This is a genomic window from Paenibacillus sp. FW104-T2, from assembly GCF_058789975.1.
In genome coordinates, this window is the sequence record NZ_JBYTCE010000003.1 from 199,089 (window position 1) to 214,373 (window position 15,285).

At 51.6% G+C, this 15,285-nt stretch carries 15 protein-coding genes and 1 riboswitch; of the genes, 12 read left to right on the forward strand and 3 right to left on the reverse strand.

Translation table 11 applies throughout. The features are described from left to right. Window positions 1–27: 27 nt before the first annotated feature. Entirely contained in the window at window positions 28–1,452 is a 1,425-nt protein-coding gene (locus tag AC3WQ3_RS05650) for an aminotransferase-like domain-containing protein (RefSeq protein ID WP_492471655.1), read from the reverse strand. Window positions 1,453–1,572: 120 nt separating this feature from the next. On the opposite strand from AC3WQ3_RS05650, the gene AC3WQ3_RS05655 reads away from it, so the two are divergent. Beyond that, the gene (locus AC3WQ3_RS05655) at window positions 1,573–2,511 is read left to right on the forward strand and encodes a DMT family transporter (RefSeq protein WP_492471656.1); all 939 of its coding nucleotides are present in this window, start codon (window positions 1,573–1,575) and stop codon (window positions 2,509–2,511) included. Between the two features lie 40 nt (window positions 2,512–2,551). Then, window positions 2,552–2,884, forward strand: coding sequence for a hypothetical protein (locus AC3WQ3_RS05660; RefSeq protein WP_492471657.1), 333 nt, complete (start codon window positions 2,552–2,554; stop codon window positions 2,882–2,884). 195 nt (window positions 2,885–3,079) lie between these two features. On the opposite strand, the gene AC3WQ3_RS05665 is transcribed toward AC3WQ3_RS05660, so the two are convergent. Together AC3WQ3_RS05665 and lplA are read right to left on the reverse strand one after the other, a co-directional pair. Further along, on the reverse strand, window positions 3,080–3,883 hold the full coding sequence (locus tag AC3WQ3_RS05665; protein ID WP_095289219.1) for a Cof-type HAD-IIB family hydrolase: 804 nt from the start codon (window positions 3,881–3,883) through the stop codon (window positions 3,080–3,082). Between the two features lie 280 nt (window positions 3,884–4,163). Continuing rightward, window positions 4,164–5,165, reverse strand: a complete 1,002-nt coding sequence (gene lplA / locus AC3WQ3_RS05670) for a lipoate--protein ligase (RefSeq protein WP_492471658.1) — start codon at window positions 5,163–5,165, stop codon at window positions 4,164–4,166. 221 nt (window positions 5,166–5,386) lie between these two features. Here lplA and cobD point away from each other — a divergent pair, with 221 nt between their 5' ends. From cobD to cobS, 10 genes are all read left to right on the forward strand, one after another. Continuing rightward, window positions 5,387–6,505: a threonine-phosphate decarboxylase CobD gene (cobD, locus tag AC3WQ3_RS05675; protein ID WP_492471748.1), complete on the forward strand. Its 1,119-nt coding sequence runs from the start codon at window positions 5,387–5,389 to the stop codon at window positions 6,503–6,505. After that, window positions 6,505–7,302: an adenosylcobinamide amidohydrolase gene (locus AC3WQ3_RS05680; RefSeq protein ID WP_492471660.1), complete on the forward strand. Its 798-nt coding sequence runs from the start codon at window positions 6,505–6,507 to the stop codon at window positions 7,300–7,302. Before cobD ends, AC3WQ3_RS05680 begins: the two co-directional genes overlap by 1 nt. Before the next feature lie 41 nt (window positions 7,303–7,343). Then, on the forward strand, window positions 7,344–8,324 hold the full coding sequence (cbiB, locus tag AC3WQ3_RS05685; protein WP_492471749.1) for an adenosylcobinamide-phosphate synthase CbiB: 981 nt from the start codon (window positions 7,344–7,346) through the stop codon (window positions 8,322–8,324). Then, the gene (locus AC3WQ3_RS05690; protein WP_492471661.1) at window positions 8,315–8,962 is read left to right on the forward strand and encodes a histidine phosphatase family protein; all 648 of its coding nucleotides are present in this window, start codon (window positions 8,315–8,317) and stop codon (window positions 8,960–8,962) included. The genes cbiB and AC3WQ3_RS05690 overlap by 10 nt, the downstream gene beginning before the upstream one ends. Window positions 8,963–9,134: 172 nt before the next feature. Beyond that, window positions 9,135–9,263, forward strand: a riboswitch (cobalamin riboswitch). Between the two features lie 409 nt (window positions 9,264–9,672). After that, complete coding sequence (locus AC3WQ3_RS05695; RefSeq protein ID WP_375335116.1) at window positions 9,673–10,674, forward strand: ABC transporter substrate-binding protein; 1,002 nt, start codon at window positions 9,673–9,675, stop codon at window positions 10,672–10,674. Continuing rightward, on the forward strand, window positions 10,671–11,717 hold the full coding sequence (locus AC3WQ3_RS05700) for a FecCD family ABC transporter permease (RefSeq protein ID WP_095360590.1): 1,047 nt from the start codon (window positions 10,671–10,673) through the stop codon (window positions 11,715–11,717). Before AC3WQ3_RS05695 ends, AC3WQ3_RS05700 begins: the two co-directional genes overlap by 4 nt. Then, window positions 11,714–12,547, forward strand: a complete 834-nt coding sequence (locus tag AC3WQ3_RS05705) for an ABC transporter ATP-binding protein (RefSeq protein ID WP_492471662.1) — start codon at window positions 11,714–11,716, stop codon at window positions 12,545–12,547. The genes AC3WQ3_RS05700 and AC3WQ3_RS05705 overlap by 4 nt, the downstream gene beginning before the upstream one ends. A gap of 48 nt (window positions 12,548–12,595) precedes the next feature. Continuing rightward, complete coding sequence (gene cobT / locus AC3WQ3_RS05710; protein ID WP_492471663.1) at window positions 12,596–13,723, forward strand: nicotinate-nucleotide--dimethylbenzimidazole phosphoribosyltransferase; 1,128 nt, start codon at window positions 12,596–12,598, stop codon at window positions 13,721–13,723. Continuing rightward, window positions 13,720–14,280 (forward strand): bifunctional adenosylcobinamide kinase/adenosylcobinamide-phosphate guanylyltransferase, encoded by a 561-nt coding sequence (cobU, locus tag AC3WQ3_RS05715; RefSeq protein WP_492471664.1) that lies wholly within the window; start codon window positions 13,720–13,722, stop codon window positions 14,278–14,280. Before cobT ends, cobU begins: the two co-directional genes overlap by 4 nt. Continuing rightward, a complete protein-coding gene (gene cobS / locus AC3WQ3_RS05720; protein ID WP_492471665.1) occupies window positions 14,277–15,263 on the forward strand; it encodes an adenosylcobinamide-GDP ribazoletransferase in 987 nt (328 codons plus the stop codon). The genes cobU and cobS overlap by 4 nt, the downstream gene beginning before the upstream one ends. Window positions 15,264–15,285 lie beyond the last annotated feature (22 nt).

Here is a 15,285-nt window from a genome sequence, read left to right on the forward strand (position 1 = left end):
CCGTTCATTAGTGGAAGCATACGGGAGCTAATCCATCCTTTTAACTAGTTCCATGAGTCTGTTCATCCCTTCGCGAATCTGCTGTTCGTGTGTATAGGAGAAGGACAAACGCAGCTTGCGACTGGCGGAAGCGTCCGAAGGATCGAATACCGTTCCGGGGACAAACGCCACAGAATGTTCCATGCACTGGTGAAGCAGTCGTCCTGTATCGATGCCTTCCGGAAGCTCCGCCCAGATGTTGAGTCCGCCCTCAGGCCGGGTCCAATTCCAGTCTGTTTCTTGCAGACATTTTTCCATGACTTCCATCCGTAATTGTATGGCGGTACGCAGCTTCGACAGGTGCTGATGCATGCGCGGAGATTGAAAGTAACGGAGAAACAGCTTCTGGTTCAGAAGGGGAGTTCCGTTATCAGCCAATGCTTTCACCGCCTGCAGTCCTGGCATAAACCGGGGACGGCACATAATGGCCGCAATACGCAGACCCGGCGCAACATATTTGCTGTAGCTGCGAATGTAGAGCGTGTGTCCTGTCGTATCGTACGTAAAGATTGGCGCCGGAGGCTTCTCCTTAAAATAAATATCGTACGTGCTGTCATCTTCAACGAGAAAGCATCCATATTGTTCGGCAAGTTCGGGAAGCTGTTTCCGCTGTTCGGTTGGAATATTAATGCCAGTCGGATTCTGGAAGGTTGGCGTCATGTAAAATACGCGGGGCTTCTCCGTCTTCATTAGATGCTCAATCTGTTCCAGATCATAACCCGCCGGGTGTATATCCGTGAAGATCAGGCGTGCACCCTGTTTGCGGAAAATTTCCATGGCAGGGCCGTAGGTCGGCCTTTCCATCAGGACACGGTCCCCCGGTCTGACCAGGCTTCGGGAGATCAGATCAATGGCCTGCTGCGCTCCTGTGGTAATAAGTACTTCTTCTGCTGAGATATAAAATCGCTCTTTCAGTGTCAGATGGCTTGCCAGCGCACTACGCAGCTCCACATCACCCTGAATGGTTGAATATGTGCCGAGCAGCCGGGGATACTGATCCAGCAAATCCCGCATGAGTTCTCCCCAGTAACGGTTAGGGAGCAGGGCGGAATCAATCAATGACTTCGAAAATTGATATTCGGCTTCAAGGGACTGCACGCGCGCGAGTGAGTCCCAGTGCAGCCATGCGGATACAGCAGGGTCATCTGCCTGGTCCGCTACAGGCGAAGGGTCAGCTGGGCTGACATAATAACCGGACTTGTCCTTCACGTACACATTCCCGCGTTCCTTCAGTTCCTGATAGGCTTTGAATACCGTAAGCCGATGTACACCGAGCTGCTCGGACAGGCTTCGCACCGAAGGGAGCTTTTCATGTTCGGCCCACTCTCCCGCCTCAATACGCACCACGAGATAATGAACCACCTGTTCATAAAGTTTAAGGCTGTTATCTGTCATCAACATGGCTTTGCCCACCCGACTCACGCTCCTTTTGGACTCTATTGTAACAGGAAATGAGCGGATTCTGTTCTGTTTTCGTCATTCTGTTCTGTAGACAGTGCTTTATGATGGAGAGCAGATGAAGGAGGGGCTAGCATGGTTGCAGCAGCATTTACGGTAATGTGTCTTGTTTTTGGAACAACGTTCCTGGCGATTAAAATTGGGGTCGAGGCAGGCATGCCGCCTTTTCTATCGGCCGGATTACGTTTTATCATTGCAGGTGCATTGATGTTTGCATGGATGTGGATGAAAGGGAAGGTAAGTCTGTCCCTGCTGTGGAGAAAAGAAATGCTCCTGACCGGAGCAGGGCTTACTTTTGGTACGTTTGCCACTTTATACTGGGCAGAGCAATATGTCAGCTCAGGGGTTGGTGCCATTTTATCAGCTACCGGACCGCTGATGATTATGGTAATGCAGACTGCTTTGCTGCGGCAGAAAACCTCTGCCCGCATGATTGCAGGCTGCCTGATCGGTTTCGGGGGCGTTGTGCTTGTCGTGTTACCCGGTGTATCCATTGGCGGGAGTTCACTGTGGTTATGGGGGTGTATCGCCGTACTTGTGGGAGAAGTATGCTATTCGGCAGGCGCCCTGTACTCCAAGAAGGTGATCAACCAGTTCAAGGAAGCAAGTCCCGTAGCGATTAACGCCGTGCAGATGATGTATGGAGGCTTGCTGTTATCCGGGCTCTCGGCGGTGACCGAATCGTGGAGCACGTCTGGACTGGACTGGGCTCCGGCGATCTTATCCCTGATCTACTTGACGGTGATTGGTTCAATGGTAGGGCATAGCCTGTTCTACTGGATTATGTCGCGTACCAACCCGCTGTTCCCGGCAACCTGGCTGTACATTTCTCCTCCGATTGCGGTCGGTCTTGGAGCGGTTGTCTATGGTGAACATGTAAGCTGGATCACCTGGATCGGTGTGGTGCTTGTTGTATCCGGCTTGCTGGCAATGAATGAGAACGTGATGAGCTGGCTGAAGAGAGGTAAACGAACCAATTCATTGGTGCAAACTTCCAAACCTGTGGTAAAATAGGTATTACCTTTTTTACAAAGGAATGAGGTGAGGAATGAGGTTGAACAGACAAAGACTCGGTGCAATATTTCTGTTCACGGGCATTGTACTTTATGGCATTATTCATATTGCTGCTGTTATACACATTCCGTTAGTAACTGTCTGGTCCACCAAATGGGGACGTTATTTGGAAGCTGTGTCGGAGACAGGTGGCCTCATCGGATTGGTTGTGGCGATCTTATTGTTTGCTATGGGTGTGGTGTTTCTGTTGACTGTTCTGATTGCTGGTATGAACAAGGGAAAGACGATACAAGAGATCCGGGAACGGAACCGCGAGTTTGATGAGCAGTACGGAAGCAACATACGAGGTTCATATGACGGCCAAGATCGATAAAAGCAGGTCAAAGGGGAGAGTAGCATGATCAAATTTTACGCAACGATCTGTTCGGCATTTACTCTCTCGCTCCTTGCTGCCTGGGTGGATCGCTATCCAATCCGGTGATACAATCAAAACAAAAACAGCCTCAGGTTCAGCGAGTTTATTCGCTGCCCAGGGCTGTTTTTTTACCATATGATTAGCGTTATCGCATTACTCAGCGTTCAAAACAAATTTCTCAATGACCTGCTTTACACCGTCTTCGTTGTTGCTTGCCGTAATGTAATCTGCCAGCTCTTTAAGAGCAGGGATCGCATTGCCCATAGCCACGCCTAGGCCGGCAACCTCCAGCATTTCATGGTCATTCCAGGAATCACCGATCGCAATGCATTCACTCAATTGGTGACCAAAGTGATCCGCCAGGAATGTAAGGGCATGGCCTTTGGTACCTTCGCGATGCATGATTTCAAGGAAGTATGGTTTGGACTTCGTGATATGGACTTCTGGTCCAAGCAATTCACGCAGGTCAACGGCCACTTTATCCAGGTAGTCTGGCTCATCGATGATAAGCAATTTTGGTGTTTGTTGTTCAATAACTTTGATGAAGTCCGGCTCGATATGGTACTGGGTACCATTCAGCTTCGCATAATCACGCAGTTTGTCGTTCTCTTCGCGAGCATACAGCTTGTCATCAATGTACGTTTGAAGATGGAGATTGTTCTCCAGGCAGTAGTCGTACAATTTGCGGGAAGCGTCTTGCGGTACATAGCGCTCATAGAGTACTTTCTCGTCCAGCAGGTTTTTGACCAAAGCGCCCTGATACGTAATGATCGGCACGTTTAATCCCGTTTGGCGGGCAAGTGCTTGTGCCGAAGCATAGGCACGACCTGTTGCCAGGGTAACGACTACACCATGAGCAACCGCTTGCTCCAATGCCGTTTGTGTTGCAGGGGTTACTTCCTTGTTGTCGTTGATGAGGGTATCATCGATGTCGATTGCCATCAGTTTGTAAGCCATTTGAGTTTCTCTCCTTTTATCTGTATCTATAATCACGAACGAATGGATCCATCATTACACCAGATCAATCCAAACGCAGAATCATCTTTCGATCACTGTTATCCCTAGATTTCTTTGAGTCCCTTATGTAAAGGGGAAAATCCAGGGATAGCTTATGCTTCCGATGCAGCTTTCTTTCAGAAAGCTTTTAGGCGAACGCTTTGCTTCTCCAGATTGATTCAGCTTTTTCCGTTAAAGTGTAATAAAGGAATTCGTTCTAAAACTATACTTACATCTAAATCTATTCTTCCAGGAAAACGAGGCCGATAAAGTCCTCCAGCTCCAGGTTACCGAAGTAGTGTTTCACATCAAGGTCTTCAAGTGCCGTACGTACCTCGGATTCCTCATAACGCTTGCCGCGCAGCATATTTTCGATATCCGCTACATCGCCTACACCGAAGAAGTCACCGAAGATTTTGATATCCTCGATTCGTCCATCCTTGATGTTCATGCGCAGATCGATAATGCCGACAGGGAATTTGCGGGTATGCTTCACATTGCTCTCGGGAGACAATCCATAGTTCCAGTCCCAGTTGCTGTAACGTTCAGAGGAGATTTCCTTGATCTTGTCCCAATCCTTCTCCGTGAGTTCATATTGGGGAACATCCTGCGGCTCCATACGGAAGATGTGGCGTAACAGCTCGTCCCGGAATTGTTCGATGGTCAGGTTGCTGTCAATCAGATCCCGAATGTTGGCGACCCGGCTGCGTACGGATTTGGTGCTCTTGGATTTGAATTTCTCAGGATTAACATTCAGGGATGCCTGAACATGATCCAGATTAAGGTCAAACATGAGCGTTCCGTGACTGAACATGCGTCCGCGGGTGGAGAACTGGGCATTACCCGAGATTTTCTTTTCCCCGACTTGCAGATCGTTGCGTCCGGTCAGCTCGGCATTCACACCAAGCTCCTGCAGAGCTTCCACTACAGGCTGGGTGAACTTGCGGAAGTTGTGGAAGGATTGTCCGTCATCCTTGGTAATAAAACTAAAATTGAGGTTGCCCAAATCATGGTAGACTGCTCCGCCTCCGGAGAGACGACGTACAACCTGCACACCGTTATCCTGAACATATTCGATGTTAATCTCTTCGATAGTATTTTGGTGTTTTCCAATAATGATGGAAGGGCGGTTAATGTAAAACAGCAGATAGCTGTCATCCATCGGCAGATGCTTCAAAATGTATTCCTCAATCGCGAGGTTTACAGAAGGATCTGTAATGCCCTGGTTATCAACAAACAGCATGGTCATTCCTCCATTAATGTATGTGAGGGACGATGATCCCTTATGTAGTGTTGCGCCTGCGAATCAAAATTCCTCTTCTATTGTAATCGAATTGTCGTTTGGACACAAAGGAATTGAAGCAGGGAATGGATGGTTTAGGCAAATCAGGATTGACCCGTAACAGTTACGCCATCCATAATAAAAATGACATGCAGAAAGGATGACGGACAAAAATGAGCGGTATCATTGAAGTTTTTGGACATGGTGGTGACGTGGAGACTGCTGCGTCAAGATTTGGCGGGAGTCCTGAGGATTTCCTTGATTTTAGTGCAAACATTAACCCTCTGGGTCCACCCAAGGATGTTCTGAAGGCGTTGGAGCAAGGGATGCGGGCGATACTTCGTTATCCTGATCCTGCACATCGGACATTCAAATCCTTGCTTGGGGAACGCCTCGGCCTGTCAGAGGAATATATATCTATAGGGAATGGAGCTGCGGAAAGCATGGCTCTGATCCTGCTAGGACTCTCTCCCCGGAAGGTGGGCACAGTGGAACCGGGGTTCTCGGAGTATCGTTCATTGTCCAAGCAATTTGGGGCAGAAATGCATCATGTTCTGGGGCAGGAGGAGCTCGAATGGCGAGCAGCTCCCGAAGATATCGAGAGGCTGATGGAACAGGTGGACCTGCTGTTTCTTGGACAGCCGAACAATCCCAATGGAGTACAGTATCCGGTTGAAGTATTGCAGCGGCTGGCCCGTCATGCAGAGAAGACAGATACTGTCCTGGTGATCGATGAGGCATTTATGGATTTCATTCCTGAAACGCAGCGACAATCCCTGGCTTCCCGATTACAGGATTACCCACAGGTGATCATCATTCGCTCGATGACCAAATTTTATGCCATTCCGGGTCTTCGGCTTGGCTATGCGATTGCACACCCGGATCTGATTCGTGCCATGACGGAGAAACAGGTAACCTGGAGTGTCAACGGACTGGCACTGATTGCGGGAGAAGCCTGTCTAAGCAGCGGGGAAGCTTTTGAACGGGAGACGTTGAAACAGGTGGCTCTTGAACGAGAGAAACTGGCATCCGGCCTGGAAGCCTGTGGATGCGAAGTGACACGCGGGGAAGCGAACTTCTTGCTGGCACGTGTGCCGCGGCCATGGACAGCGGCAACCATACAAGCGGCTCTGGGGGAGCGGGGAATTCTGATCCGAAGCTGCGCCATGTACCCTGGACTTGGGGAAAGACATATCCGACTGGCAGTGAAGGACGCGAAGTCGAATCTTCGTCTGGTGAACGAAATGAGAAGTGTGAGCGGACAAACGAATCCGGTGCCAACGGTAAGGGGGGCGGAGTAATGGCATTGCCATTCTTGCAGTACTTTAACCATGCAAATGCAGAGCAAAATGAATATACTTCATCTGCATGGCCCGGGTTAACCATCAGCGCACATGAACGCCATATTCGAGCAGCGATCCCTAACCCGGTAAGCGCCATTTCGAGTGCCGTGTACGGCGGGGGGATGATCGAGCTGGATCGCATATTCAATATTTATGTAGACAAGCATTATCGTTGTGACGACCCGCCGCGTGATATTGCAGACCTCCTAAGAGGGTGGGAGGAACGCACAACAGCGTGTGCCGGATTGCTAACAGCCGTTAAGCTTGAGCACACATCGGTTCAGGAAGTTGTGGGCGATGAAGCAGGGATCTTGTGCTGTACGACAGCAGGTGTATCCAATGCTGCGCGTGCAGGCTCCACAAGAACCGTATTTAATGCTGCAGGGAACATAACTAGCCCAGAGGGCATAGCAGCAGAGTCACCCTACACTCCCGGTACAATCAATATCATGTTATGGATCAACGGCCGCATGACGCCCGGAGCCATGGTCAATGCCATTCAGACAGCAGTGGAAGCCAAAACGGCAGCGCTCTCGGATTGCGGTGTAATGGATGCGGAAAATGGACTGACTGCAACAGGAACGACGACGGATGCCATTGTGCTTGCCACGAGTCAGGTGGAGGGGAAACCACTGATCTCTTACGCAGGTACAGCCACAGTAATTGGGGCAGGTATTGGGCGTGTCGTCTATGATGCCGTTACCGAAAGTTTGCAAGCTGGACAGGCGTGGAAAGAGAGGAATAGCAAGCGATGATATCTCTGAGTCAATGGGCGGACTGGCCCATATGGGCAGGAATGACAGGGGCATGGATTATTTTGGCAGCATACATACTGGATCGCCTCATTGGAGATCCTCGCTGGATTCCCCACCCGGTAATCGGCATCGGGAAAGGAATTTCTGCACTGGAGCGGACCATACGAAAACGAGTGAGCAGCGATCAGGGGCTGAAACGGGCAGGGCTGCTATTTCCGATCGTCATTGCGGGTGGTTCATTGGTGCTTACTTGGGGAGTGTTATACATCCTTGGATTTGTTCACCCGGTGGTTGCCGTTATCGCTGAAGTGGTACTGATTGCCACCACCATTGCTTCCAAAGGACTGAAGGATGCAGGCATGGAAGTGTATCGTCATCTGAGAGAAAGGGATTGGCCAGCGGCAAGACGTTCCCTTGGTATGATCGTGGGGCGGGATACAGCGCATCTGGATGAACCGGATGTGGTGAGGGGAACCGTGGAGACTGTAGCCGAAAACATCGTGGATGCCATCGTTTCCCCGCTGTTCTATGCCCTGATTGGCGGTGCCCCGCTTGCGATGGCCTATAGGGCCGTCAATACGCTGGATTCCATGGTTGGTTATAAAAATGAAAAGTATTTGCATCTTGGCTGGGCCTCTGCTCGTCTGGATGATTGGGCGAACTGGATTCCGGCGCGGCTTACCGCCTTGCTGCTCATTACAGGTGCATGGTTCATGAGATTAAATGCAAAAGGCGCTGCACGCATGGTTCGTCGGGATGCCGGATTGCACCCAAGCCCGAACAGCGGATTCCCGGAGTCTGCCGTTGCGGGAGCGCTGGGTATCAGGCTTGGCGGGCATAACGTCTACCACGGCGTGGCTTCTTTTCGAGCTTATATGGGTGATCAGACACGGCTGATGGAAGCAGAGGATATCGTGCGGACCACGCGTTTGATGTTCTGGTCGGCGGGAGCTTTTGTGCTGTTATGCTGGTTGGTAACGTTCGGCATCTGGACAGCAGGAGGTGCACTGTTATGGAAGTAGAATCCGGGAAGCGTGGAACTGAAATGCGGGAGATCATGTTTATCCGTCATGGGACAACTTCCTGGAATGTGGAAAAGAGATACCTCGGACATACCGATATCGGTCTCCTGCCGGATGCAGAGCGGGAACTGGCGCCGCTTCGCCAGTCCATTCGCGGGATCACATGGGATGCACTGTATTGCAGTGATCTGCTGCGCTGCCGGCAGACCGTGGAACGAATTGCTCCGGTACAAGCAGGACAAGTACAGTATGATCCGCGTTTGCGTGAGATTGATTTTGGGCAATGGGAAGGGATGACTTACAATGAGCTCAAGGACAATCCGCTCTATCGGAATTGGATTGATGCACCGCAGGATGTAACCCCACCGGGCGGCGAGCCTTGGCAGGCATTTGCTGCGAGGATCGACTCCTTCGTGAAGGAGTGCCTTGTGTCCGGTTCGTCAGAGGAACATTCCGAAGAAAATCATGTTCCTGCGATTGCTGTAGTTACCCATGGCGGTGTCATTCGGTATGCCATGTCACGTCTCATACCGGAACTGGGATTCTGGGATACACAGGTCATTCCGGGGCAGGCAAGTAAGGTTCGGCTTGAAAAAAGCGGAAATAGCTGGGTTTCAAGCAGGGTGTCTTTTCCGTGAATCGGGTTGTAAGGATGTGCAATATAACCTATAATCACAACAGAAGTGTGACTTCAGCATGAATACATATCTCGTTATGCGCTTAAGCGCTGATGGATGGGACATGCTCACTTGAATGGTTACAATATCAGCGACCACGGGTCCCTTGTGCGAGCAAGAAGAGCTCATCGAGTTAATGCAAACGATGAACGGCACAATGGGTGAAATAGGGAAGCCGGTGTGAATCCGGCACGGTCCCGCCACTGTAAATCAGGACGAGCAGTCCTGTAAGTCAGGTTACCTGCCCTGGACGTACAAACCGGTGTTCCTTCGAGGAAAGGACAGCGTTTCGGGCAATTCTATGTGCATGAACAGCGGGTACGCTGTAGATGTGCAGATCGCCATATGCGAGACGTCATCCCTGATCCTGACCTAAGGATCGGGGATTTTTTTGTTCATATAGGATGAACCTGTAAGCTTTACACTAGACCACTACGATTGCAGTACCATCTTCCGATCGCTGTTATCCCCAGATTTCTTTGATCCCCTTATCAAAAGGGGAAATCCGGTGATAAATGCGAACACTTCGTTTCTTCAGATCGGTTCTGCACTCTCCGTTAACGTGTAAACGCTGCAGTTCAAACCTTATATAGGAACACCAAAGTATGGGGAGTAGGAGTTTGAGCATGTTGCAAGAAATAGTACAAATAGAGAAGGGGAGAATGAACAGAATGAACATCAAGAATTGGAAAGGCATGGCGTCCCTGCTGACAGCAGCGATGCTTACACTGGCTTTGGCCGGATGTGGAAACGCAACAACGAGCGAGGGAACAGGTACGTCTACGCAGCAGCCGGCACAGGAGCAATCTCAAGGCCAGGAGCAGACGGATCTCAAAACACAATATCCACTTACGGTAACTGATGCGACAGGTGAATCCTTCACGTTTGAGAAAGCGCCTGCCAAAATCGTATCCGTGTCTCCGGCAGAAACCGAGTCATTGTTCGCCCTTGGATTGGACGAGCAGATCGTAGGGGTATCCGACTATGACGATTATCCGGAAGCTGCAACGACCAAACCGAAAATGGGCGGTGTGTCGAAGCCCAATGAAGAATCAATCATTGCAGCTGAAGCAGACATCGTATTTACAGGGATCTCCATGAGCGAAGAAGCTGTGACCAAGCTGCGCGAACTGGGTATCACCATTTTCAAAACGGATCCAAAATCGATAGACGATGTCATGAACAACATCGAAACGTTCGGCAAAATCACGGATCATCAGGAGCAGGCACAGGAGCTCATCACGAAGATGAAACAGGACGTAGCGGACGTAACCGAAGCGGTCAAGGCTGTGAAGTCGGAAGATCAGAAAAAGGTATATGTTGAATTCTCCCCGGGCTGGACTGTGGGTAAAGGCGAATTCATGGATGAACTGATCACGGTAGCCGGTGGGATCAATGTTGCTTCTGACCTCGTGGGCTGGAATGAAATTAACGAAGAGAACATTATCGCTTCCAATCCGGATGTCATTCTGTACGCCAATGATGTTATTGATGAGAACTCCAAAACATTGGATCAGATCATCAAAGAGCGCAGCGGCTGGGATCAAATCACGGCGGTGAAAGACGATGCAGTCATTGGCCTGGATGCCAATTTGCTGAGCCGTCCGGGCCCACGTGTAACGGAAGGTTTGAAAGCTGTTGCCAAAGCGATCTATCCTGACCTGTTCCAATGAGTAAAAAGCTGGCAGTGTACGGAACAGCCGGAATTCTGCTGCTTGTGCTGACTGTGCTGATCTGTACGGGCATCGGTTCAGTGGCTCTGCCTGTCCGTGACATTGCAGGCATTCTGCTTCATCACATGCCATGGATCGGAGACTGGATCACGCCCGACTGGAGTACGGCAGCCGAGCAGATTATATGGAAGGTCAGGTTCCCGCGGGTACTGCTTGCTGTACTCGTGGGTGCATCGCTGGCTATCGCCGGAGCGGGCTTCCAGGGGGTTCTTCGTAACCCGCTGGCAGATCCGTTTACGCTTGGCGTATCGTCTGGCGCATCGGTGGGCGCTGCTTTTCTGATTTTCTTCGGATTGCAGTATGCACTGATCGGAATCTGGACCTTGCCGCTCGTTGCGTTTCTGACGGGCGTGCTTACATTATGGTTTGTACTCGCCCTGGCTCGTGAAGGGCGCAAAATACCTACGCACAGCCTGATTCTGGCTGGTGTGGTGATGCAAAGTTTTCTGGGAGCGGTGGTCTCCTTCCTGTCGACCATGTCGAAACAGACGATTAACGAAATTATATACTGGACGATGGGAAGTCTGGCTCTGCGTGGGTGGTCGTATACGGCCATCCTTTTCCCGTATTTTATACTGGGTCTGATTTTCCTCTGGAGCCGTGCCCGTTCCTTGAATGTTCTTGCACTTGGGGAACGGCAGGCTGCACATATCGGTGTCCAGGTGGATGGGTTGAAGCTATCCGTCCTTGCCGTAGGAACACTGCTTACCGCCGGGGCTGTTTCGGTTTCGGGTGTCATTGGATTCGTAGGTCTTGTTATCCCGCATATTCTTCGGCTGATTGTTGGGCCTGACTATCGTTTGCTGGTTCCCTTGTCCGCGATTGGCGGAGCCATCTTCATGGTATGGGCCGATACGATTGCACGCTCCCTGCTGGCACCGACCGAAATTCCGCTTGGTGTGGTGACGGCCTTTGTCGGAGCTCCTTTCTTCGCGTATCTGCTGCATCGGAATAAAAAGCTGCGAAAAGGGGTGATGCCATGAGTACAAGCATGAGTACAAACATGGGTACAAGCGTTACCCCAAAGGATCCGCTGATTGAAGTTGCGGGGGCAGGCAAAATGTATGGAGAGCACCGGGCACTGCATAACGTGGACTGGCGTGTTACAGAAGGCGAATGGTGGGGTGTCGTTGGTCCAAACGGAAGCGGAAAATCAACGCTGCTCCAGCTCATTGCAGGAACGGAACAGCCTGGTGCAGGCAGCATTCAGATTGCAGGGCGGGAGATTACCTCTTACACTCGCAAAGACCTGTCCCGCATGATTGCGGTGCTGCAGCAGGATGGCCTGCCTGCCATCTCGTATCCTGTCCGAGATGTGGTGGAGATGGGACGTTATCCTTATCAGAATTGGTTAGGCAGGGAATCGGCGGATGGAGCAGCCGTGGTGGACCGGGTACTGGAAGAATTGGGTCTGACCGAAATGGCCGACAGGCCGCTCGATGCACTCAGCGGCGGGCAGAGGCAGCGGGTGGCGCTCGCCAAAGTCATGGCCCAGGAGCCCAAATTGTTATTGCTGGATGAGCCAACCACATTTCTTGATATCCGATATCAATTGCAATTCATGGAGCTATTATCTTCCTGGCGGCAAAAAAACAAGATTACCATTGTAGCTGTGCTGCACGATCTGAACCTCGCTGCGCAATTCTGCGATCAGATTCTCGCCCTGCGCGAGGGCATGTGCGTAAGCAGTGGAACACCACATTCGCTGATGACGAAAGAGAACATTCGGGATATCTTCCGGGTGAACCCGGCCATGGTGAATCATCCCGATACTGGATTGCCGCAATTGTTGCTGCGGCGAGAACACGAGTGAACGAAAAGCGGGGCAACCCTATATTTTGATGAAGGAAGTGCTGGCGGTATGAATAATGAACAGACGTTGGAACAGTTAATCGATCGGATCGTGGGTCCTAATGAAGAAGTGGCGGCAGAAGCCTCAGCACATGTGGATTCATTAACGAAACCGCCCGGCAGTCTGGGCAAACTGGAACAGCTGGTTATTCGACTTGCGGGGATAACCGGCGAGGCTCGGCCTTGTCTGGATCGCAGGGCCGTCATTGTTATGGCTGCCGATCACGGCGTCGTTGCCGAAGGCATCAGTGCGTTCCCGGCAGAGGTAACGCCGCAGATGGTTCATAATTTTCTGGCAGGAGGAGCGGCCGTCAACGTTCTAGCGCGCCATGCAGGGGCAGATGTCATCTGTGTGGACATTGGCGTGAATGCCGATCTGGAACACCCGGACCTGGTCTCCCGCAAAGTACGCAAAGGTACAGCCAACATGGCGCAGGGTCCAGCCATGAGCCGTGATGAAGCGATCCAGGCGATTCTTGCCGGAGCCGAGGTTGTGGCTGCTGAAGTCGCCAAGGGAACTCAATTATTTGTCACCGGTGAAATGGGTATCGGAAATACTACAGCGAGTGCGGCAGTCATGTGTGCTTTAACCGGAACGGCACCCGCATCTGCGGTTGGTCGGGGAACAGGGATGGATGACGCAGGTTTACAGCGTAAAGCTGCTGTAGTCAGCCGGGCGCTTAGTGTGAATGCACCGGATGCAGACGATGCCCTGGATGTGCTTGGCAAAGTGGGCGGATTGGAAATTGCCGGACTGACAGGTGTCATCCTTGCAGCGGCAGCTCATGGCTGCCCTGTTGTGGTGGATGGGTTTATCTCCACTGCAGCAGCACTGATTGCGAGACAGCTTGCTCCGGTCAGTGTGGAATATATGATTGCTTCCCATACCTCGCATGAAAGTGGACATGCTGCGCTTCTGCGCGAACTTGGCCTCAAACCGATGCTGGATCTGGACATGCGGCTGGGTGAGGGAACAGGTGGTGTGCTCAGCCTTCATTTGATCGATGCGGCTTGCCGTATTCTGAATGAGATGGCCACATTTGCAAGTGCTGGTGTATCGGGAGGCTCGAATGAGAATGGGCGCGCGGATGACTCATCGACAGCTGCTTCGACAGTTCGGGGAGAGGTATCTCCATGAGCGTACTTGTAACGGGCGGGGCAAGGAGCGGCAAAAGCTCCTTCGCCGAGCGTCTCTGCATGCAGCGCTCCTCCGAGGCCTGGTATGTCGCAACCGCACAGGCGTATGATGACGAGATGCGTGAACGGATACGTCTGCATCAGAATCAGCGGGATGAAGTGGGGTACCTGTGGCATACCGTGGAGGAACCCTTGGCACTGCCAGAACTCATTACAAGAATGGGAGAATCGTATACAGGATCGTCAGCTCCGACCATTTTGGTGGATTGCCTGACGCTCTGGTTGACCAACGTCCTGCTTACCCATGAGCAAGAGCCTGAGCAGGTTGTTCTGGATCATATGAATGCGCTGGTAACTGCCATCAAGTCCTATCCCGGGCTGCTTGTCCTGGTTACGAATGAAGTGGGGGACGGCATTGTACCGGAGTATGCGCTTGGCAGAAGATATCGGGATCTGGCGGGCATATTGAATCAGCGAGTTGCTGCCATTAGCCGCGAGGTTTTCCTGGTAACGGTAGGGATTGCAATGGAGCTGAAGAGCAAGGAGTATCGCTTATGAGCCATGACGGTAACGGCAGCCAGCAAAATCATGAGAATAATAGCGGTGGCGTCAATACGAATCAGGTTAACCATGGCCCTGCTCTGGATGCGGAGAATGTAAACAGACTGGATCAAAAACATGCGGCTGCGGCCGCTTTTCAATTTTTGTCCCGTTTTCCGGTGAAAATGCAGATTGACTTCGTTCCGCCACTGCTGCGGGAAAGCGTAGTGTATTATCCGCTGGTCGGTACAGCCATTGGGTTAAGTGTCTGGGTTGGTGGCGCGCTTACAGGTGCACTGCTGCCATCGTTCCCAGCGGCTGTATTGACCCTGACCCTTTGGGTATGGCTTACGGGGGGACTCCATCTTGATGGCTGGATGGACACAGCGGATGGCCTGCTCAGCTATCGTACCCGTGAGCGAATGCTGGAGATTATGAAAGACAGCCGCGTTGGAGCCATGGGCGTGATTGCATGTGTGCTGCTGCTCATGATGAAAGCAGCGTTAATTGCTGATTTTATCGCACGTGGGAACTGGCTGTATGGAGCGCTGCTGATTCTGCCCATGATCTGGAGCCGCTGGTTCATGGTATATGCCATTTCGGCTTGGCCGAATGCCAGGGGGGACGATGGACTTGCAGTCCTGTTCAAGGGCCTTGGTGAACGAAAAGAAGTCCAGCGGGCACGGAGCGCTGCGGTTGGACTGACCATCCTGGCGGCTGTCATTACACTTGCCGCGGTGTGGATCTTTCAGCCAGGCAGCAGTATGGTAGAAATGCTGGCGATGGACAGGGGCCTTGGGACATTACCTTGGTGGCTATATCCTATTGCAGCTGCCATTTTGGTACCGCTGGCGGCGTATCTCATCGGCAAGTTCGTTGCCGGACGCATCAGCGAGAGGCTGGGCGGACTTACTGGAGATACATATGGTGCGATGAATGAGCTGCTGGAAGCCGCTCTGCTGACGGTGTTAAGTTTGCTGCAGGGATTATTTTTGTTATAGGGAACGAACGGAAATGAGTAAT